Source organism: Leifsonia sp. A12D58 (genome assembly GCF_047530025.1).
Classification (GTDB): domain Bacteria; phylum Actinomycetota; class Actinomycetes; order Actinomycetales; family Microbacteriaceae; genus Cryobacterium.
On the sequence record NZ_JBLJAT010000007.1, the window covers coordinates 80,481 to 100,130 of the forward strand.

At 63.8% G+C, this 19,650-nt stretch carries 16 protein-coding genes and 2 tRNA genes; 14 read left to right on the top strand and 4 right to left on the bottom strand.

Features of this window, described 5'->3' with window-relative positions:
• The first annotated feature begins 128 nt into the window (after window positions 1-128).
• The 8 genes from ACMT3I_RS14705 (at window position 129) to ACMT3I_RS14740 (ending at window position 7,244) form a co-directional block, all read left to right on the top strand.
• Window positions 129-1,253: an ABC transporter substrate-binding protein gene (locus tag ACMT3I_RS14705; RefSeq protein ID WP_414805269.1), complete on the top strand. Its 1,125-nt coding sequence runs from the start codon at window positions 129-131 to the stop codon at window positions 1,251-1,253.
• Between the two features lie 94 nt (window positions 1,254-1,347).
• Window positions 1,348-2,193, top strand: coding sequence for an ABC transporter permease (locus ACMT3I_RS14710; protein WP_414805339.1), 846 nt, complete (start codon window positions 1,348-1,350; stop codon window positions 2,191-2,193).
• Complete coding sequence (locus tag ACMT3I_RS14715; protein ID WP_414805270.1) at window positions 2,190-3,116, top strand: ABC transporter permease; 927 nt, start codon at window positions 2,190-2,192, stop codon at window positions 3,114-3,116. The genes ACMT3I_RS14710 and ACMT3I_RS14715 overlap by 4 nt, the downstream gene beginning before the upstream one ends.
• Window positions 3,116-4,216: an ABC transporter ATP-binding protein gene (locus ACMT3I_RS14720; protein ID WP_414805271.1), complete on the top strand. Its 1,101-nt coding sequence runs from the start codon at window positions 3,116-3,118 to the stop codon at window positions 4,214-4,216. The genes ACMT3I_RS14715 and ACMT3I_RS14720 overlap by 1 nt, the downstream gene beginning before the upstream one ends.
• Window positions 4,209-5,519 carry an LCP family protein gene (locus tag ACMT3I_RS14725; protein WP_414805272.1) on the top strand — a complete coding sequence of 437 codons (1,311 nt, stop codon included), beginning with the start codon at window positions 4,209-4,211 and terminating at the stop codon, window positions 5,517-5,519. The genes ACMT3I_RS14720 and ACMT3I_RS14725 overlap by 8 nt, the downstream gene beginning before the upstream one ends.
• 134 nt (window positions 5,520-5,653) lie before the next feature.
• Window positions 5,654-5,738, top strand: a tRNA-Ser gene (locus ACMT3I_RS14730).
• 40 nt (window positions 5,739-5,778) lie between these two features.
• A complete protein-coding gene (locus ACMT3I_RS14735; protein ID WP_414805273.1) occupies window positions 5,779-7,062 on the top strand; it encodes an LCP family protein in 1,284 nt (427 codons plus the stop codon).
• Window positions 7,063-7,153: 91 nt separating this feature from the next.
• Window positions 7,154-7,244 (top strand) — tRNA-Ser (locus ACMT3I_RS14740).
• Window positions 7,245-7,459: 215 nt separating this feature from the next.
• Here the strand turns inward: ACMT3I_RS14740 and ACMT3I_RS14745 are convergent.
• Window positions 7,460-8,389: a LacI family DNA-binding transcriptional regulator gene (locus ACMT3I_RS14745; RefSeq protein WP_414805274.1), complete on the bottom strand. Its 930-nt coding sequence runs from the start codon at window positions 8,387-8,389 to the stop codon at window positions 7,460-7,462.
• 91 nt (window positions 8,390-8,480) lie between these two features.
• Here ACMT3I_RS14745 and ACMT3I_RS14750 point away from each other — a divergent pair, with 91 nt between their 5' ends.
• Window positions 8,481-9,494: a zinc-dependent alcohol dehydrogenase gene (locus tag ACMT3I_RS14750; protein ID WP_414805275.1), complete on the top strand. Its 1,014-nt coding sequence runs from the start codon at window positions 8,481-8,483 to the stop codon at window positions 9,492-9,494.
• A 114-nt stretch (window positions 9,495-9,608) separates the two neighbouring features.
• Complete coding sequence (locus ACMT3I_RS14755) at window positions 9,609-10,022, top strand: acyl-CoA thioesterase (protein WP_414805276.1); 414 nt, start codon at window positions 9,609-9,611, stop codon at window positions 10,020-10,022.
• Between the two features lie 28 nt (window positions 10,023-10,050).
• Here the strand turns inward: ACMT3I_RS14755 and ACMT3I_RS14760 are convergent, their stop codons facing one another.
• The 3 genes from ACMT3I_RS14760 to ACMT3I_RS14770 all read right to left on the bottom strand — a co-directional run bounded on the left by ACMT3I_RS14760 (window position 10,051) and on the right by ACMT3I_RS14770 (window position 13,959).
• Entirely contained in the window at window positions 10,051-11,676 is a 1,626-nt protein-coding gene (locus ACMT3I_RS14760) for a carboxylesterase/lipase family protein (RefSeq protein WP_414805277.1), read from the bottom strand.
• A gap of 185 nt (window positions 11,677-11,861) precedes the next feature.
• The gene (locus tag ACMT3I_RS14765) at window positions 11,862-12,329 is read right to left on the bottom strand and encodes a hypothetical protein (RefSeq protein WP_414805278.1); all 468 of its coding nucleotides are present in this window, start codon (window positions 12,327-12,329) and stop codon (window positions 11,862-11,864) included.
• 43 nt (window positions 12,330-12,372) lie between these two features.
• Window positions 12,373-13,959, bottom strand: coding sequence for a PucR family transcriptional regulator (locus ACMT3I_RS14770; RefSeq protein WP_414805279.1), 1,587 nt, complete (start codon window positions 13,957-13,959; stop codon window positions 12,373-12,375).
• Between the two features lie 206 nt (window positions 13,960-14,165).
• Between ACMT3I_RS14770 and gabT the strand changes: the two genes are divergently transcribed.
• The 4 genes from gabT to ACMT3I_RS14790 all read left to right on the top strand — a co-directional run bounded on the left by gabT (window position 14,166) and on the right by ACMT3I_RS14790 (window position 19,647).
• Complete coding sequence (gene gabT / locus ACMT3I_RS14775; protein WP_414805280.1) at window positions 14,166-15,545, top strand: 4-aminobutyrate--2-oxoglutarate transaminase; 1,380 nt, start codon at window positions 14,166-14,168, stop codon at window positions 15,543-15,545.
• A gap of 193 nt (window positions 15,546-15,738) precedes the next feature.
• Window positions 15,739-17,202 (top strand): NAD-dependent succinate-semialdehyde dehydrogenase, encoded by a 1,464-nt coding sequence (locus ACMT3I_RS14780; RefSeq protein WP_414805281.1) that lies wholly within the window; start codon window positions 15,739-15,741, stop codon window positions 17,200-17,202.
• 69 nt (window positions 17,203-17,271) lie between these two features.
• On the top strand, window positions 17,272-18,642 hold the full coding sequence (locus ACMT3I_RS14785; protein ID WP_414805282.1) for a flavin monoamine oxidase family protein: 1,371 nt from the start codon (window positions 17,272-17,274) through the stop codon (window positions 18,640-18,642).
• 126 nt (window positions 18,643-18,768) lie between these two features.
• On the top strand, window positions 18,769-19,647 hold the full coding sequence (locus ACMT3I_RS14790; RefSeq protein ID WP_414805283.1) for a universal stress protein: 879 nt from the start codon (window positions 18,769-18,771) through the stop codon (window positions 19,645-19,647).
• The last annotated feature ends 3 nt before the right edge of the window (window positions 19,648-19,650 follow it).

Genomic DNA, 19,650 nt, shown 5'->3' on the forward strand with positions numbered 1-19,650 from the left:
TGCCGCATTGAGACTGTTCGCCTCTCCCGTGCCGAGGCTTCCTTGGATACACTCGCAGTGATCGGCCCCCCGGCACCCAACTGCTTGCACCGGCGCGAGCGACCATCGGCTGGTCTTTTGGAGGCATAGTGTTCCTACGACGCAAGCCGACTGCCGTTCTGGCGATTGCGGCTTTAGCCCTGACGCTCACGGCGTGCACCAGTTCCGGAAGCTCCAGTTCGACATCATCCTCAGGGACGGACGCCGCGACAGCGACGAGTGCTGCGGGCTTCGGCGGGCTCGACGCCTTGGTCGATGCGGCCAAGAAGGAGGGCACACTCAACGTCATCGCCCTGCCTGACAACTGGGCGAACTACGGCAAGATCATTGCCGCATTCAAGGACAAGTACGGTCTCACGGTGAACTCGGCCAACCCAGAGGGCTCAAGCGCCGACGAGATCAAGGCGGCAGAAGACAACAAGGGCCAGGACACCGCGCCAGATGTCTTCGACCTCGGCACAGCCGTCGCGCTGGCCAGCACCACAAATTTTGCCCCGTACAAGGTCGAGAACTGGGATGACATCCCCGCAGACAACAAAGAAGCCAGCGGCCTGTGGGTCAACGACTACACCGGCAGCATGTCGGTCGGCTACAACTCGGCGAAGTACCCGGAACCAACCTCGCTCGACGACCTGCTGAGCGCTGACTTCAAGGGCGCTGTTGCAATCAACGGTGACCCGACACAGTCGGGAGCCGCATTCGCTGCGGTGGGTCTGGCCACGGTGCAGAGCGGCGGAACGCTCGACGACTTCCAGCCCGGCATTGACTACTTCCAGAAGCTGAACAAGGCAGGCAACTTCCTGACGGTCAACCCGACACCCGCGACAATCGCATCCGGTGAGACGGGAGTCGTCTTCGACTGGAGCTACACCAACCTTGCGGCAGCTGCCACCGTTGACGGCTGGAAGGTGACGACGCTTCCCGGTGTCGCGTACACCAGCTACTACAACCAGGCAATCAACAAGGATGCCCCGCACCCGGCAGCCGCTCGTCTCTGGCAGGAGTTCATTTTCAGCCCCGAGGCACAGAACCTCTATCTGGCTGCTGGTGCGTACCCGGTCACCCTCGACGCCATGATCGCGGCGAAGACCGTCGATCAGACTGCTCTGGATGCCGTCGGCGAGCTGCCGGCAGACCGTGTCACGCCGACCACCGAACAATCCGATGCGGCGAATGCGCTTCTCGCCCAGAACTGGGCCTCTGCAGTTGGCTAACCAGGCTGACGCAGCAGCGTCGGCCACACCGATCGCTGGCGCGGGGGAGCAGCCTCCGCGCCAGCCGGTCGGGTCCACAGCGCCGGGTCGCCGCCTGCGCGTGCTTCCGTACCTCGGGCTGGCCCCGTTCGCCTTCTACGTGCTGCTCTTCCTTGCAGTGCCGACGATCCTGGCGCTCGGCAGTGGATTCTTCAACAAGGACGGCAGCTTCACCCTCGACAATGTGGCGGCTCTCGGTGACCCAGTCATCCTGAACACCTTCTTCAGTTCGTTCTGGATCTCCGCACTCACTGCCGTGGTTGGCGCGGTGGTGGGTGCGCTTGTCTGTTACGCGCTGATCGACACCCGTGCCGGTGGGCGACTTCGACTCATCATCGAGTCGGCGTCAAGCGTGCTTGCGCAGTTCGGTGGTGTGATGCTCGCCTTCGCGTTCATCGCCACGATCGGTGTGCAGGGGCTCGTCACGGTGTTCCTGCAGACCAACCTCGGAATCAACATCTATGCCGATGGCGTCTGGCTGTACCAACTACCCGGGCTGATCCTGCCGTACATCTACTTTCAGATTCCGTTGATGATCATCACCTTCATGCCGGCGCTCGACGGGTTGAAGCCGCAGTGGGCTGAGGCCAACGCCACGCTGGGCGGCAGCACCTTCACCTACTGGCGCAAGATTGGTGCCCCTGTGCTCGCGCCGGCATTCTTCGGCAGCCTGCTTCTGCTGTTCGCCAACGCCTTCTCTGCATACGCCACGGCAGCCGCGCTGATCAGTCAGGGCTCGCAGATCGTGCCGCTGCAGATCCGCGCGGCATTGGTGAGCGAGACGCTGCTCGGCCGGGAGAACCTGGCCGGAGCGCTGGCGCTCGGAATGATCATCGTGATGGTTGTCGTCATGACCGCATACTCCCTGCTTCAGGCGCGAACGACGAGGTGGCAGCGATGAATGCGGCGAGTCAGTCAGGTCAGTCAGGCCAGTCAAGTCAGTTGGGCCAGCTCGCCCAGCCGGTCCAGAGGGGCGAGCGGCGGCCGCAACGTCTGCCGCGCACGACCGGTAGCGGCGGTATTGCACCGAGGCGGGGCATCCGCTGGCTGATCCTCGGTGTCGTCGGAGTGCTGTTCGCAATCCCGATCGTCTCAATGGTGGAGTTCACGCTCAGGGCAGGGCTGGCCGGTGGCTACACGTTCAACCACTGGATCGCGATTTTCGACCCGGCGCAGGCCAGCGCCTATTCAACGCTGTTCACCGGTGTCACCAACTCGCTGATTCTCGCCGTCATCACCGTGGCAATCGTGCTGGTGATCCTGTTGCCGACGATGATTCTGGTGCAGCTCAGCTTTCCCCGGCTGCGCCGCGTACTCGAGTTCATCTGCATCATTCCCATCACCGTGCCGGCCATCGTTTTGGTTGTCGGGTTGGCGCCGGTGTACTCAGTGGTCGCCTCCATCTTCGGCAGTTCGGTATGGACGCTCTCATTCGCATACGGAATCACTGTGCTGCCGTACGCCTATCGCACACTGCAGTCGAACCTGGGCGCGGTCGACGTCAACACGCTCAGCGAAGCGGCCAGATCACTCGGTGCTGGCTGGTTCACCGTGCTCTGGCGAGTGCTGCTGCCGAACCTGCGCCGGGGCATCCTCGCCGCGTCATTCATCTCGGTCGCCGTGGTTCTCGGTGAGTTCACCATCGCCTCGCTGCTGAGCAGACAGAACCTGCAGACCGCTCTGCTCGGTATCTCGCAAAGCGACCCGTACGGCGCGGTGGCCTTCGCCCTGCTCTCCCTCATCTTCGTGTTTGTGCTCCTGCTGATCATCGGCAAGGTGGGCACCGCCGGATACCGAACCCGCGGCAAGAAAAGGACAAATTGATGAGCCCTTCCGGAGCCGGAGTCGTTCTCGCCAACATCGCTAAGTCGTTCGGCGGGCTACCTGCGCTGCATAACTTCAGTCTCGACGTGCGTCCGGGCGAGTTTGTGGCGCTGCTCGGGCCGTCAGGCTGCGGAAAGACGACGGCACTCCGGTCTGTGGCCGGACTGGAAGCGATCGACAGCGGATCGATCATCATCGACGGCGTCGACGTCACCTGGCAGCCGACGAGTCGGCGTGACCTCGGCATGGTGTTCCAGTCCTACTCACTCTTTCCGCACATGACGGCGGGTCAGAATGTTGAGTTCGGACTGCAGATGCGCAAAGTCGCCCCCGCAGAACGACAGAGTCGAGCGGCCGAAGCTCTCGAGATGGTGGGGCTCTCCGACTACGGAGATCGATTCGCCCATGAGTTGAGCGGTGGTCAGCAGCAACGCGTGGCGCTGGCCAGGGCGTTGGTGACACGCCCGCGCGTACTGCTGCTCGACGAGCCACTGTCTGCGCTCGATGCCAAGGTGCGGCTGCAACTGCGCGACGAAATCAAGCGCATACAGACCGAACTCGGCATCACCACACTCTTCGTGACCCACGATCAAGAAGAGGCGCTCGCCGTCGCTGACCGAGTCGCCGTGATGCGGGCGGGCGGCATCGAACAGATCGGCACACCCGAAGAGCTCTACGGTCGCCCGGCCACGCCGTTCGTCGCCGAATTCGTCGGCCTCAGCAACCGCATCGACGGTGTAGCGGATGCCGGCACGGTGCGCGTGCTCGGACAGACGCTGCCCATCTCGAACGCAGACACCCCGAACGGTCCGGTGAAGGTGTTCCTGCGTCCAGAAGACCTGCGTCTTGCGACGAGCGGCATCAGTGCAACAGTTGTGCTCTCCAGCTTTCTGGGTTCGCTGCGTCGCACCAGGGTCGAACTGCAGGACGGAACGACCCTCTCCATCCAACACAGCGCCAGGGAACGTCCGGCAATCGGCGATCCCGTTCACATCGAGCTGACAGGGGCGCCTGTCGCCGTCGAAGCGATGGTCCCCGGAGACGACGTGCCCGCGGGCGGCGCTGCGGCACAGCCGGTCGACGTTTCTGAGAATGGCTGACGCAGACGCACCACACGAGGATGTCGCCGCACCGTCGGCGACACCATTGGCGCGACACGGACGTTTGCCGGCGCCTTCCGCTGTCGTCGAACTGTTGCGGATAGCGGGAGTCGCCCTTGTCGTGCTGCTGGTCAGCGCAACGGCGGTCGTCGGGTTCGCCATCTGGAACGTCACATCTGGCTTGGGGCCGGGGGTGTCCTTACCGAACGACACCGCAGGCCCGGTGCCGGCGATCGATGCCATCGACGGTGGGGTCAACCTGTTGCTGGTGGGCAGCGACAGCGGGGGCGGAGACCCGGCATATGGCGAACGGGGTGAAAACCTCAACGACGTGACGATGTTGATGCACATTGCGCAGGATCACAGCTCTGCGACAGTCGTGAGCTTTCCCCGCGACATGCTCGTCGAAATCCCGGAGTGCCCGCCTTCGTCCGACGGAACGGCATCAGGCACGGATGGCGGCTTCACCGACAAGATCAACACCACGTTGTCGTATGGCGGGCTGGCGTGCACCGTGAAGGCCGTGCAGGAGCTCACCGGAGTGACAATTCCATTCGCCGCAGAAATCGAGTTCAACGGAGTCATTGAGATGTCGAATGCGGTGGGTGGTGTGCCCGTCTGCGTGTCCGAGCGGATCGACGATGCATACACCGGGCTGGTGCTTGAGCCAGGAACCCACGTACTGCAGGGCACGCAGGCCCTGCAATTTCTGCGCACTCGCCATGGCCTCGTCTCGGGAAGCGACCTGGCCAGGATCGGTAATCAGCAGGCATTCCTGGCGTCGCTCGTGCGCACGATCAAGAGCGATGGCACCCTGAACGACCCGGTCAAGCTCTACAGCATTGCCAAAGCCGCAGCCGACAATATGGTGCTGTCGTCAAGCCTGCAGAAACTCGACACCATGGTTTCGATTGCGGTGGCGCTGAAAGACATTGACCTGACAAGTGTGAGTTTCGTGCAGTACCCGGTTGTCGAAGTCGACGGTAATATCGAGCCGCTGACCGAGGATGCCACTGTGCTGTTCGACGCGCTCAAGAACGACAAGCCGATCTCGCTGAGCGGTACGCTCGGCCAGGCAAATCAGGCGACTCCAACCGAAACGCCGACGCTACCGGCTCCGGTCGAGACCATCGATCCAGACGCGATAGCGGCGCCGGATGCGACAGATGCGGCATCCGCTCTGCCGGCGATACCGCCGACTCCTTCGCCGACTGCCACGGGGCCCCTGGTGCTTCCGCCGAGCATTTCGGGGCAGAGCGCAGCAGAAGAAACGTGCACAGTCGGACAGACGGCCAGCGGCTAGCGATCACGAATTATGCCCCTCCCCAGCACCTTTTCAGGAACCGCTGTCAGTGTGGGTAGTCTGCTATCGGCTAGAATCGTTCGTTGTTCGTCTGATTACGTTGCGTTGAACCTGACGCAGCGTTAGCCGAGCGAGGAGGGCTGTCCGAGCGGCCGATGGAGCCAGTCTTGAAAACTGGTGGACAGAAATGTCTCGTGGGTTCGAATCCCACGCCCTCCGCACCAGGTGCCTGGCATGCACATGACATGAAGGGATCTGAGTGAGCGACACACTGCGCCCCCGCTCGAATAGATCTAGCAAGCAGAACACCGTTGCCCGTCACGGCCGGTTGAAGAAGTCGAATCCCTGGGCCGCCGTCGTGCGAATTCTGGCATCCACGCTCGCCGTCGTTCTCATCAGCACGGTCTCCGTCGCCGGCATCGCCGCGTATGACGTAGCCGCCAGCGTGCAAGAAGGCGTGCATCTCGCCAACGAGACCGAGGGCCCTGTGCCGCAGATCGGTGCCATCGATGGTGGCGTCAACCTGTTGCTCGTCGGCAGCGACAGCCGTGCAGGTCAGGATCCCGCGTTCGGCAATGAAGACGACACCGGTGACCTCAATGACGTCACGATGCTGCTGCACATTTCGCAGGACCACTCGAACGCGTCTGTGATCAGCTTCCCGCGCGACATGTACGTACCGATCCCCGAATGTACCGACCCGGAGACGGGCTACACGTCTAGTGCGATGAGCCGCCAGAAGATCAATACAACGCTCAGCTACGGCGGGCTTTCCTGCACAGTGGCAACCGTCGAGCAGCTCACCGGCCTCAGCATTCCGTTTGCTGCCGAGGTGCAGTTCAGCGGTGTTATCGCAATGTCGACCGCCGTGGGCGGCGTGCCTGTCTGTGTGGCAGAGCCCATCGAAGACGAGTACACCGGAATGTTCCTCGATGCCGGTGAGCACCTGCTTGCTGGCGTTGACGCCCTGCAGTTCCTGCGCACCCGGCACGGTATCGGCGACGGTAGCGACCTGACGCGCATCAACAACCAGCAGGTCTTCATGTCGTCGCTCGTGCGCACGATCAAAAGCGCAGACACCCTGTCAGACCCGTTGAAGGTGTACTCGCTCGCCAAGGCGGTGACCGGCAACATGGTGCTCTCAGACAGCCTTAACAACGTTGACCGGATCGTATCGATCGCGCTGGCCCTCAAGAACATCGATCTGAATGACGTGGTTTTCGTGCAGGTGCCGACCGGTAGCACGGAGGGTGGCGTGGTTCCCCTGCAGGATGACTTCGATGAGATGTTCGCGGCCATCGCTGCCGACCAGCCGATCGCCCTCGGCGGAACGACAGGCAATGGGTCGACGATCGACCCCAATGCGCCGGTCACCGACGCTCCCGCCACCGATACGACGACGGACGCTGCGGTAGACCCCGCCGCTCCTGTCGACCCGAGCGCGACGACGGCCCCGACAACGACAGTGCTGCCCAGTTCTGCCACCGGCCAGACCGCCGGTCAGTACACCTGCTCAGTCGGTCGTACGCTCGACGATCAGTAGCCGATTTCGCGGCATCCGTTCGGCAGTGGTCGAAACGATGCCGCGAATACGGTTATGATTACTGTCGTGTGTTTGCGTTAGTGAGCACCCAGGAACCGTCGCATAGTTCGGCCTAGTGCACCACCCTGCTAAGGTGGAGTACCCTTTACAGGGTACCGTGGGTTCAAATCCCACCGGTTCCGCAGAGAGTAGTTCAGCTTTTTCAGCAGCTGAGTTCACGAAATTCTTTGGCCCGCACAGTTTGTGCGGGCCTTTCGTGTTTTATCCCCGCGATCGGGCCGTGATGATCGCGACACGACTACTTACCCGTCAGCGTACCGATGGCTTAGTTCGCAGGCGCGATGCCCGATCCATTCCACGGGGATGCGACGGGCGTCACTTTTTTGGCGCACGCCCTCTACGCTGACTCCCGCACGACAACGTGCGATCGACTGATCGGCTGAGACAGCTCATCGAAGCCCAGGGCCACCTGGGCCGCCCGGCGACCGAGACCCGCGGCGTCGATGTGAACGCTGGTGAGCGCTGGAACCCACAGTTCGCCCAGGCCCGTGTCGCCGAAGCCGATCACGGCAAGGGCCGATCGAGCATGCAGGCCGAGAGTGTGCATCGCCGCGAGCACACGCAGTGCTACCTCGTCGGTCGCAGCTGCGACAGCCGTGATCTCTGGATGGGCTCGGAGAAGTTCGGCCACATTCTGGGCGGTGCTCGCGCGATCTATCGTCGTGGTGAGCGGGATGACCGACTCGATTCCGGCAGTTGTGGCGGCCTCCAGCGCATGACGAAAGCGTGTCGCGGACAGGTGAGGAGACTGATCATCGGCCTGAACTCCGAACGCGATCCTGCGGTGCCCTTGTTCGGCCAGGTAGGTCAACTGGGTCATTGAATGGGATGCCAGGCCATACGTCCACCCGCCCTCCGGATTGGCAGGGTCGACGGCCGAAAACGGCTCATCGATGTTGACCACCGCGCGGGGGGAGATGGCCGCGATCGCGGTCTGGAGAGCGTTGTCGTGAGCGCCATGCTGCACCAGGAGGCTATGTCCGTGCAGCATCAACTCGTCGCTCATGCCCAAAATGAAGTCCTCGAGGATGCCCCCACCGCGCAGGGTGCCGACATCCAGCAGCACTACTCGAGAGGTTCCCTCCCGTAGTGCGCGCCCGATCCCGTGTGCCACATATCCGAGCGAGCGAGCGGCATCCTGAACGCGGGCACGGGTAGCAGGGGGGATCGTTTGTCCTGCGGTGTCGTTGAGCACGAAGCTGACTGTCGCGGGGGAGACGGCGCTGGCTCGTGCGACATCCTTGATCGTCACGCGTGGAGAGGCCATTCCGTGAGCATAGCGTGCACTAATTCGATTTAGTGACTAACGTCTTAATCCCATCCTCAAGGGATGCCCGGGCCAACAATAAGGAGTACTCATGAAGGCCGTTTACGTTACTGGAGCCGACACAATCGAGTGGGTCGACATTGACAAGCCGACAGCGGGGCCGAGTGATGTGCTGCTCAAGATGAAGGCGAGTGGCATCTGCGGCTCCGACGCGATGTACGCGCACGTCGGAGGCATCCCGCCGCGCCAGGGAGCGACTCCGCTCGGGCACGAGCCGGCTGCAGAGGTCGTCGAAGTCGGCGCAGACGTCGAGGGTATCCAGGTCGGCGACCACGTCGTCATCGACACGATGGCGCTCACTGATGGCCTGCTGGGTTCCGGTGGCGCGCAGGGCGGTTTGAACGAATTTGTCGTCATCAAGGATGCCGAGCTCGGGCGCCAGCTCAGGGTCGTACCGTCTCACATCCCGTGGGAGGTCGCAGCCCTCAATGAACCGATGGCCGTCGCATACCACGCGGTCAATCGCACCCAGCCGAAGGATGGCGACAAGGTCGTAATTTTCGGTGCGGGACCCATCGGTCTCGGAGCGCTGCTCGGGTACCGCCGTCGCGGTGCATCCCACATCGTTGTTGTTGACATCGTCCCGAGCCGTCTGGAGAAGGCGCTCGAGATCGGCGCAGACGCCGTCATCAACTCGGCAGAAGAGGATGTCGCGGCTCGCCTCGTCGAACTGCATGGCGATGCCTCTACGCAGATGCTGCGCGGTGTCCGTCCGGGTACCGACATCTACCTGGATGCCGCCGGTGTGTCGAGCGTGCCCCAGAGCGTCGCCGGCATGGCGAAGCACGGCGCAACGCTCGGCATCGTCGCCGTGCACAAGCGCCCGGTTGAGCTGGACTTCGGTGGCATCCTGATGACCGAGCTCACCGTCGTCTGGTCGATGGGCTATCCGACCGAGATCTTTGAGGTGACGGACGACATTATTGAGAACTGGGAGAAGTACGCCAAGATCATCAGTCACACGATGCCGTACGAGAAGGCGCTGGAAGCCTTCACGCTCGCCGCGACCCCCGGTGCTGCCGACAAGGTGACGATTCTGTTCTAGAAGAACCGTGACGCCCAGTCGCGCATCCCGTATTGAGGGTCTGCGCGGCTGGGCATCTTCTCGCGGTTGCTTGGCCCCCATATACCTCTCACGAATGAGGAATATCGTTAAACCATGAGCACCACGATGAACTTCTACACACGCAAATGGGTTCGCCCCGAGGATATGAACGCTCATGGCACACTCTTCGGCGGTAGCCTGTTGCGCTGGATCGACGATGAAGCTGTCGTATACGCCGTGATCCAACTCGGGACTCGCAGCGTGGTGACGAAGTACATTTCCGAGATCAATTTCGTCAGCTCGGCTCGCCTCGGTGACATCATCGAAATCGGACTGCTCGCTACCCATTTCGGGCGCACGTCGCTGACCATGCGGGCCGAAGTGCGAAACATCATCACCCGTCAGAGCATCTTGACGATCGATCGGATCGTCTTCGTCGCACTCGACGACGAGGGAAACCCGATGCCGCACGGCTACACCAACATCACGCTCGATCGCGACCGCATCCCGGTCGAACCGCCGGTCTAAGCGCGGCCGCCCGCGAAGCTCGACACTCCTAAAATCCGGGCAGAAATGCCTCCCAGGCCCGACGGCGATTGCCCCGCGGATCTGATTCGACCCGATCGGTCTCGCTGATGACGAGGGTGAGGCGGGTGGCTTCGTCATAGTCGGGCCAGGTCGCTTCCGTGGCGCCCTCTGAGACGAACTGCAGCCAGTGGCCGCGCATCCGCTCACCCGCACGCATGAATGGCGTGCGGCCGCCGAGCACTGTCATGGTGCGACCTGCGCTCGTATTCGACCGGTCGAACAGTGCGAGCATCTCGATGCCGTGCGTAGCGTCGTAGCCGAGCATGCGCATCAGTCTGGGCGCCACGTCGAAGCGATACATGTGAACGGGAGCGAACCGTGAGTGGAGGTCGGCGACCTTGACGCTCGGAAACCAGAACGCGGAGTCTCCGGCGAAGTCGGCGGCCGGGCGCGGCGAGGGAAGCCCGGGATACGCCTGGTGCATATTCGCGTGTGACGACTCCGGAGCCTGATCGAACAGGGCGTCGATACGGGGAAGTGATGACGGCAGGATCTCGACCCGCCCGCGAAATGCCGAGCCCTCTCGATCGTTCGTTCCGAGGATCAGCGGCACGCGATGGGCTCGACCAAAGCGAAAGGCATCGATGGGTCGCTCTGGCAGGAAGTCGCCATCGACGACAGGAGCCAGGCAGAAGGTGCCCGGATACTCGTCGGGCACACGCATTTGCAGTTCGAGTGCCGTGGCGTTCAGGTGGCCGACATCCGCTCCCATCAACAGATCGCTGGCCTCCTGCACCGACAGGACCGGCGGTGCTGCGTTCACCGCCGCGGCCGGTGTCAGGCTCCGCGAACCACCGCCGGCCTGCAGCAGGCCGACGAACTCCTCTGCCCAGCGTGCCGAGAGTTCCTTCGAATAGACGGCGTTCGGCGGCGCGCTTTGAGCGATAGCCCGTGCGAAGAGGCCCGCAGCTGCGGGAGTGGTCATCAGCGTGGTGACCGCGTTGCCACCCGCCGATTCACCGAAGAGAGTCACGTTGCCCGGATCGCCGCCGAACGCGCGGATGTTGTCTCTCACCCACTCGAGCGCAGCGACCTGATCACGCAAGCCGAGGTTGCTCTCGATTGGGCGATCAGGCGTCGAGTATCGACTGAAATCGAGATAACCGAGGGCGCCGAGACGATAGTTGAAGCTGACGTAAACGACACGGCCGCTCGAAACGAGGCCCGTGCCCTGGCCGGAGAAGTCCTGCGATGACCCCACGCTGTAACCGCCGCCGTGGATGAAGACCATCACCGGTTTTTTGCCGATGCGTTTTCCTCCTGAGATGGCAGCCGCAATCACGTTGATGCTCAGGCAGTCCTCTCCGGACGGTACCTTCGGCGAGGTGCCTTTGAACTGCCCGCGGTAGATTTGCGGCGCGACTTTGCTGTAGCGGGAGGCATCGCGCACGTCGTGCCAGGGAACCACGGGGCGTGGGGCCCTAAATCGCAGTTCGTTGATCGGCGGCGCCGCATACGGTATGCCCCGCCAGGCAAAAATGCTGCCCTCCCGTACCCCGCGGACAAGTCCGCCGGTTACTCGCACATCGAGATGGCGCCGGTTCGGTACAGCTACCGAGACCGCCGTAGCTGGATCTTCAGCACTGGCGTTCATCTGCACCAGTCAAGCACCGGGGTTCGAGGTCGGCTAGATAACCAATGCCACGAGCGGCCCAGTCACACCAAACGTCCAGTCACACCAAACGTCCAGTCACACCAAACGTCCAGTCACACCAAACGTCCAGTCACACCAAACGTCCAGCACGCCCGAAGGTCAGCAGGCCTGAAACGGGCTGTCCCCTAGAAGCGTGGCTTCTTGTTGTAAGCGATCGCAGCCTGTGCGAACACGACGCCGACGATCATCAGCGTGAAGGTCAGCCCCTGCAGCACACACATGAACACGGGATCGAGCGGCGAGACCGATACCCAGATCCAGGCGATGGCCCCGATGAGTGCGATGACGTAGCTGAAGGTGCTCCTGGCGAAGACGGCGATGCTCGACACGATGAACCCGGCGACGCTCACCTGGAATAGCGGCAGCGGCACATTCGGGTTGTACTGCCAGGTTTGGACAAGTGACCAGACGAAAAGCACGAGAGACACCAGCACGACGATCGTCGCGAGGCCGTTGCCGACGGGCGTGGGCAGTTCGGTGCTCAGGCTCTTGACGAGCGGCTCCTCATCGAGGGGCACCCAGGCGTGATGCGGGTGCTCGGCCTCGTGTGGCGCGGCGGACGGGGTCTGGGTGACTACGGTTTCCTGGCTCACGCGGCTCATCCTACGCTCGCGGTCGTCCCGCGTACAGGAACGATCAGCGGGCGTCGATTGTCGGACGTGAATCCGTCTCATCCACTGAGAGGATGGCTGCCCAGAGATCGGCGCGGGCATGGAAGGTCGCCAAATCGCGGGTGAGCAGTCGCTCGGCCTGCTGGATCCGCGACCGCAGGGTGTGTCGGTGGATGCCAAGAACCTGAGCGGCCGCATCGAACTGGCCGTTGTTCTCAAGCCAGACGCGCACCGACTCGAGCAGGTTCGTGCCAGCGGTCTGGTCGTGCGCGGTCAGGGGGGCGAGGGTGGCGCGTCCCACTTCCCTGGCATCGGTTCTGGCGAGGAACGCAAGCACGCCCTGGCGCGAGATCGTGTCGAACTCGACGAGACCTGGCGCCCCTTCGAGCGCGCGCTGGAGCCCCTGTTCGGCCTGGCCGAGCGCGTGCCTGAGCGCGGCGTATGTTGAGGGGTCGGATGACCCGGCATGCAGTTCAAATGCCAGGCAGAGGTCGTTGACCAGGTCGATCGAGTCGGCCGCCAGGCACAGCACGATGCTGTCGCCACGCACTGCATAGAAGATCGTGCCTGGCTGCGCATCGACGCGCAGCTCAAGGTATTCGGTGATGGCGTCGATCAAATCGTGCGGAGCCGTGGTCACCGCCATCCGGACAGGTTCGACAGGCAGGCCGCCCCACATTTCTGCGGAGATGGTGGAGACCAGCTCGATGCTGCCACCGAGTAGCGCGTGCAGCAGGCCTGAGCGCAGGTGGCTGCGCGCCCGGTCAAACGCGTGATTCTGCTCTAGGGCGAGTCCTGCTAACGCGATGACAGAGGTCACCAGCTCCTGGCTGGCATGGTCGAGGGGGGACGTGCCGCCGAGGGCAAGCACCCCGCGTAGTTTGTCGCTGCCGCCGAGGGTCTGCAGGGTGAGGGTTTCGCCGCCCGTGACGACTGAACTGCTCGCGCGCTGCCCGCGGCGAAGCAGTTTGATCGCTTCAGAGCGCACTGTATCGAGCGCATCGCCGGTGAGGGCGTCGGCTGGGTATACCCGGTCGAGGTTGCCGCCGGCGTCGAAGAGTGCCACCCAGTGATCGAGCTGCTTTGAGAGCTCGCCGAGCGTGGCTCGCAGGCCATCGGGGCGAAGTGCGGCTAGTGAAATGGCGCGCTGGGCCCGCACCGCCCAGGTGTGCCTCGCGTAATTCTCTTCAGCGACGAGGTCGGCGGCCAGTCGTGCAATGGCGATGAACGGCGTTCGATACGGCACTTCGAACAGGGGCAACCCATTGCTGAGGCAGGCGGTGATCAGTGGGTCGGGGGTGCCGTCCCTGATCACCTCGGTACCGAAGCCGAGTCCTGCGATGCCGAGGGTGACGAGCCTGGCCACATAGTCGTTGTAGAACTCCGCCTCGGATGCTGCGGCGTGCGTCCCATCGGCATCCGTATCGAACTGGGTGCCGGTGGTCAGCAGCACCTGGCCCTCAGAGATGAACGGGGTGGGGTCGCGGAGGTCGGAGGCATGCACCCACTGCACCTGGCGATCGAGGGCATCCGTCGGTAGCGCGGATTCCGGCGTGAGCAGGGTGAGGTGCAGGTCTGACTGGCCAAGCAGGCGGCGAAGAGGCGGGGGCATCGACTTCCTTGGGGATGGCGCGGGGGCGAACTGACTGATACGAGTGCGGGGATAGACGCGATGGCGAAATCACCTGCCCTCACTATACGGTGTGGCGATACCGACCGACGATGGCGCTCCATACGCTGAAGCATCCGCATCGAGCCGACTGCCGGTACGCCTCCGACGCCCCCGGCGGCTGAAACACCCCCCTGAATTGGAGTCCCATGACCCTCCTCGACACCGCCTCCACCACCTCGAACGACAGCGGAATTCCGCTCGGCGGACCGTCACTGCCTCAGGTGCGCCGACTGGTCACGTCGATTCCGGGTCCGAAATCGCAGGCGCTCCTTGCACGCAAGTCTTCAGCGGTCGCGGCCGGTGTCGGCACCACCATCCCGGTGTTCACGGTTGCAGCGGGCGGCGGCGTCATCGTTGATGCCGACGGCAACTCCCTGATCGACCTCGGCTCCGGTATCGCGGTGACCGGTGTCGGCAACAGTAACCCGCGCGTCGTCGCGGCCGTCACTGCTCAGCTGGCCCAGTTCACCCACACCTGCTTCACCGTTGCGCCGTACGACTCCTACGTCGAGGTCGCCGAAGCCCTCAACCGTCTCACCCCTGGTGACCACGAGAAGCGCAGCGCGCTGTTCACCTCAGGCGCAGAGGCCGTCGAGAACGCGGTGAAGATTGCCCGCCACTACACCGGCAAGCAGGCCGTCGTCGCCTTCGACCACGCGTACCACGGCCGCACCAACCTCACCATGGCGCTCACCGCGAAGAACATGCCGTACAAGAGCGGATTCGGCCCGTTCGCCCCCGAGGTCTACCGCGCTCCACTGTCTTACCCGTACCGTGACGGCGGCCTCGACGGCGTGACTGCGGCCAAGAACGCCATCACCATGATCGAGAAGCAGATCGGTGCAGCCAACCTGGCCGCCATGATTATCGAGCCGATCCAGGGCGAGGGGGGCTTCATCGTTCCCGCCGAAGGCTTCCTGCCCACCCTGCTTGCGTGGGCCCAGGCGAACAACGTCGTTTTCATCGCCGACGAGGTGCAGACCGGCTTCGCCCGCACCGGCGCCATGTTCGCGTCGGATCACGAGGGCATCGTTCCCGACCTGATTGTCACGGCCAAGGGGATCGCAGGCGGACTGCCGCTGTCTGCGGTCACCGGTCGCGCCGAGATCATGGATTCGTCGCACGCCGGCGGCCTCGGTGGCACGTACGGCGGAAACCCGCTGGCCTGCGTCGCGGCACTGGCCACCATTGAGAGCTACGAAGAAGACAATCTGGTGCAGCGCGCCGCCGACATCGGCACCCTGCTCACTGGGCGCCTCAACGCACTCCGCGTCAACGACCCGCGCATCGGCGATGTCCGCGGCCGTGGTGCCCTGATCGCGATCGAGCTTGTCGACCCGGCAACGGGTGAGCCGGATGCCGCGCTCACCAATCGCGTCGCCGCCTTCGCGCACGCTGCCGGCGTCCTCGTGCTCACCTGCGGTACGTATGGCAATGTCATCCGGTTCCTGCCGCCGCTGTCGATCTCCGACGAACTCCTGATCGAGGGCATTGGCGTCATCGCCGAGGCGCTCGCCGCAGGCTGACCGCTCAACCCAGCCTCACCCGACCCCAGCGTCTGGTGGGGCAGGCCGGGCCCGGCTGGCACCCGCGTATCGTTGAAACGCGGGTCCCGCCGGGCTCGACCCCATAAATTTTCCGTCCTGTGCCTGCGAACCTGGGCACGACGAACCAACGATCTGAATCGCGGGCCAGGCCCGCGAGCAAAGGAGAAGTCTCGTGTCAGAGAAAGAAACCGCGCTGCTGGCCAAGGTTCCCACCGGCCTCTACATCAATGGCGAATGGCGAATGGCAGTCTCCCGCAAGACCCTGCCCGTGTTCGACCCGGCAACCGGCCTTGAACTGACACGCATTGCGGATGCCGGTGTCGAAGACGGCGCCGCAGCGCTCGACGCCGCCGTGGCCGCCCAGGACAGCTGGGCCAAGACTCCGCCCCGTCAGCGCGGCGAATTGCTCCGTCGCGCGTTCGACCTGCTGCAGGAGCGCAAGGACGAGTTCGCCCTGCTGATGACCATCGAGATGGGCAAGCCGCTGGCCGAGGCCTACGGTGAAGTCGCATACGGCGGAGAGTTCCTGCGCTGGTTCAGCGAGGAAGCTGTGCGCATCAGCGGCCGCTACGGACTCACGCCAGAAGGCACCGGCCACATGGTGGTATCGCAGCGTCCCGTCGGCCCGTGCTTCCTGATCACCCCGTGGAACTTCCCGCTGGCGATGGCCACGCGCAAGATCGCACCGGCGCTCGCCGCAGGCTGCACCCTCGTCGTGAAGCCGGCCGAGCTCACCCCGCTCACCACGCTCTATTTCGTCAAGCTGCTTGAGGAGGTCGGTTTGCCGGCCGGTGTCGTCAACGTGATCACGACATCCGAATCGTCAACCGTGTCTGCCCCGATCATCGCCGACCCGCGCCTGCGCAAGCTCAGCTTCACCGGCTCGACGGGTGTCGGCCAGCGCCTGATCGCCCAGTCGGCCACCGGCGTGCTGCGCACGAGCATGGAGCTCGGTGGCAACGCTCCGTTCGTGGTCTTCGAAGACGCCGATCTCGACAAGGCCGTCGAAGGCGCGATGTTGGCGAAGTTCCGCAACATCGGCCAGGCCTGCACCGCGGCCAACCGCTTCATCGTGCACGAGTCGATTGCGCCGGAGTTCGCCCGCCGCGTCGCCGAGCGCGTTGCGGCACTGAAGATCGGTCGCGGCACTGAAGAGGGCGTCACCATCGGCCCGCTTGTCAATGAAGCAGCAGTCGAGTCAACGGATGCCATGGTGCAGGATGCCATCGACCGCGGCGCAACGCTGCTCATCGGCGGCACTCGTCCAGAGGGACCCGGCTCGTTCTACGAGCCCACGGTACTCAGCGGTGTCCCGGCCGGCAGCCGCCTGCTCTCCGAGGAAATCTTCGGCCCGCTCGTCGGCGTCACAACGTTCAGTGATGAGGCCGAGGCAGTACGCCTGGCCAACTCCACCGAATACGGCCTGATCGGCTATGTCTTCACGACAGACCTGGCACGGGGCCAGCGGATGATCGACAGCATCGACACCGGCATGATGGGCCTGAACACCGGGCTCGTCTCCAACGCCGCTGCACCCTTCGGCGGCGTGAAGCAGTCAGGCCTCGGTCGCGAGGGTGGCCTCGAAGGCATCCACGAGTACCTGTCGACGAAGTACACCCTCATCCCCGTTTCCTAGGCCTCCGCCCACGGGCATCCGCTCACCTGAGCCAGAGTTAAACCGTTTGTGAACCACAGGAGTAACACCATGAATCAGCCCAACCGCGAGGTCATCACTCGTGATGTCGTCATCATCGGCGCCGGAGCCTCCGGCCTCACCGCAGCCACCGAACTGAAGAAGGCCGGACTCACCGTCGCCGTGCTCGAAGCGCGCGATCGGGTCGGCGGGCGTCTCTGGACCAACGACATCGACGGCGCAATGCTTGAAATCGGCGGTCAGTGGGTCTCACCCGACCAGGATGCGTTGAAGGAGACGCTTGCTGAGCTCGGATTGAAGACCTACCCGCGCTACCGCGACGGCGAGAACGTGTACATCAACGCTGCAGGCGACCTCAGCCGTTTCGAGGGCGAGATCTTCCCGGTACCGCCGAAGACCGAGCACGAGATCGTGTCGCTCATCGAGAAGCTTGATTCCCTCGTCGCCGAGATCGATCCAGACCGCCCCTGGGCACACCCGCGGGCGAAGGAGCTCGACGAGGTCTCGTTCAGCCGCTGGCTCGAGACGCAGACCGAGGACCAGGAAGCCCGCGACAACATCGGCATGTTCATCGCCGGTGCAATGCTCACCAAGCCTGCCCACGCCTTCTCGGCGCTGCAGGCGCTGTTGATGGCGGCCAGCGCGGGTAGCTTCTCCAACCTCGTCGACGCCGACTTCATCCTCGATGAGCGCGTCATCGGCGGCCTGCAGCAGGTTCCTCTGCTGCTTGCCGAGCACCTCGGCGATGATGTGCACCTCGGCCAGGCCGTGCGCACGCTGCGCTGGACCGAAAACAGCGTCACCGCGCTCACCGACGAGCTCGAAGTGAACGCCCGCTTCGCGATCCTTGCCGTGCCGCCGATCCTCATATCGCACGTCGAGTACGAGCCGCCGCTTCCGCGTCGCCAGCAGCAGCTGCACCAGCACCTGTCGATGGGCCTGGTCATCAAGGTGCACGCCGTCTACGAGACCCCGTTCTGGCGCGACAACGGCCTGTCGGGCACCGCGTTCAGCCCATACGAGCTCGTGCACGAGGCCTACGACAACACCAACCACATCGACCCGCGTGGCACCCTTGTCGGCTTCGTCGCCGACGAAGAAGCGGATGCCATGTTCCGGCTTTCTGCCGAAGAGCGGAAGCTGCGCATCCTCACGTCGCTCTCGCACTACTACGGCGAGCAGGCGCTGAACCCTGTCGTCTACTACGAAAGCGACTGGGGTTCGGAGGAATGGACCCGCGGTGCATACGCGGCCAGCTTCGACATGGGCGGTTTGGCCAGGTACGGCTCTGACCTGCGTGCTCCCGTTGGCCCGATCTCGTTCTCGTGCAGCGACATGGCGGGCAAGGGCTACCAGCACGTCGACGGTGCCATCCGCGTCGGTCGTGAGACTGCAGCGGCCATCGTCGAGGCCGCACGCTAGGCTTTTTCTCACTCGCGGGACGCGCCACTTGGCGCGTCCCGCTCCATTTACTTTTCTTTACGACCCGTACGCCACTGTCGGCACGCTCCTTGGAGCGCACGTCTTATGGCGCATCAAGGAGGATGCATGCGTTACATCGTCGGCTATACGGCCACACCGGCAGGCGCTGATGCGCTGGCTCTCGGCATCCGTTTGGCGCGCAGTCGCGGCGCGACGCTCGACATCGTGCTGGTGTTGCACAGTGAGCACCGGCCGACGCTGGTGCCGAGCGACCCCGGCTACGAGCGGTTTCTGGCCGAGCAGGCTGAGACCTGGCTGACCGATGCCGTCGCGACCCTTCCTGTCGGCTCGGCAGTAGAGACCCATCTGGTTTACGCAGATTCATTCTCCAGCGGCCTGATGGACACCGCAGAAGCACTCGGCGCCGAGCTGATCGTGATCGGTGCGGCACACGACGGAATCCTCGGCAGATTCACCCTCGGCAGCGTCGCCAGCGACCTGCTTCACAGCAGCGAGGTTCCGGTTGCCCTTGCGCCGACGGGTACAGCGGATGTCGTCACCACGACCGACCTCAGTCGCGTCACCTGCACCATCGGAACGAAGTCGGGCGCCGACGCCCTGCTGGCCGCCGCCATCCAGCTCTCCGGCGGAACCGGTGTTCCGCTACGCCTGGTTTCGCTTGTCGCCATCGACCTGCCCGGAAACGCCGGCGACAGCCTCGCCAGCCGACACGGGGCTGTGCATGCCCAGGAAGTGCTCGACTACGCCACTGCGCACCTGCCGACCGGCGTCAGCGCCGAGGCAGAGGTCGTTTTCGGCGACAGTGTCGAAAAGGCCATTACCTCCCTCGACTGGGATCCTGACGAGATTGTGCTCGTCGGTTCCAGCCGCCTCGCCCAGCCCCGCCACCTGTTCATCGGTTCGACCGCAGCCAAGATGCTGCGCGCCCTTCCTGTGCCCATGATCGTGGTCCCGCGCGAATCAACCCTCACCGTAGAGAGCTAGATC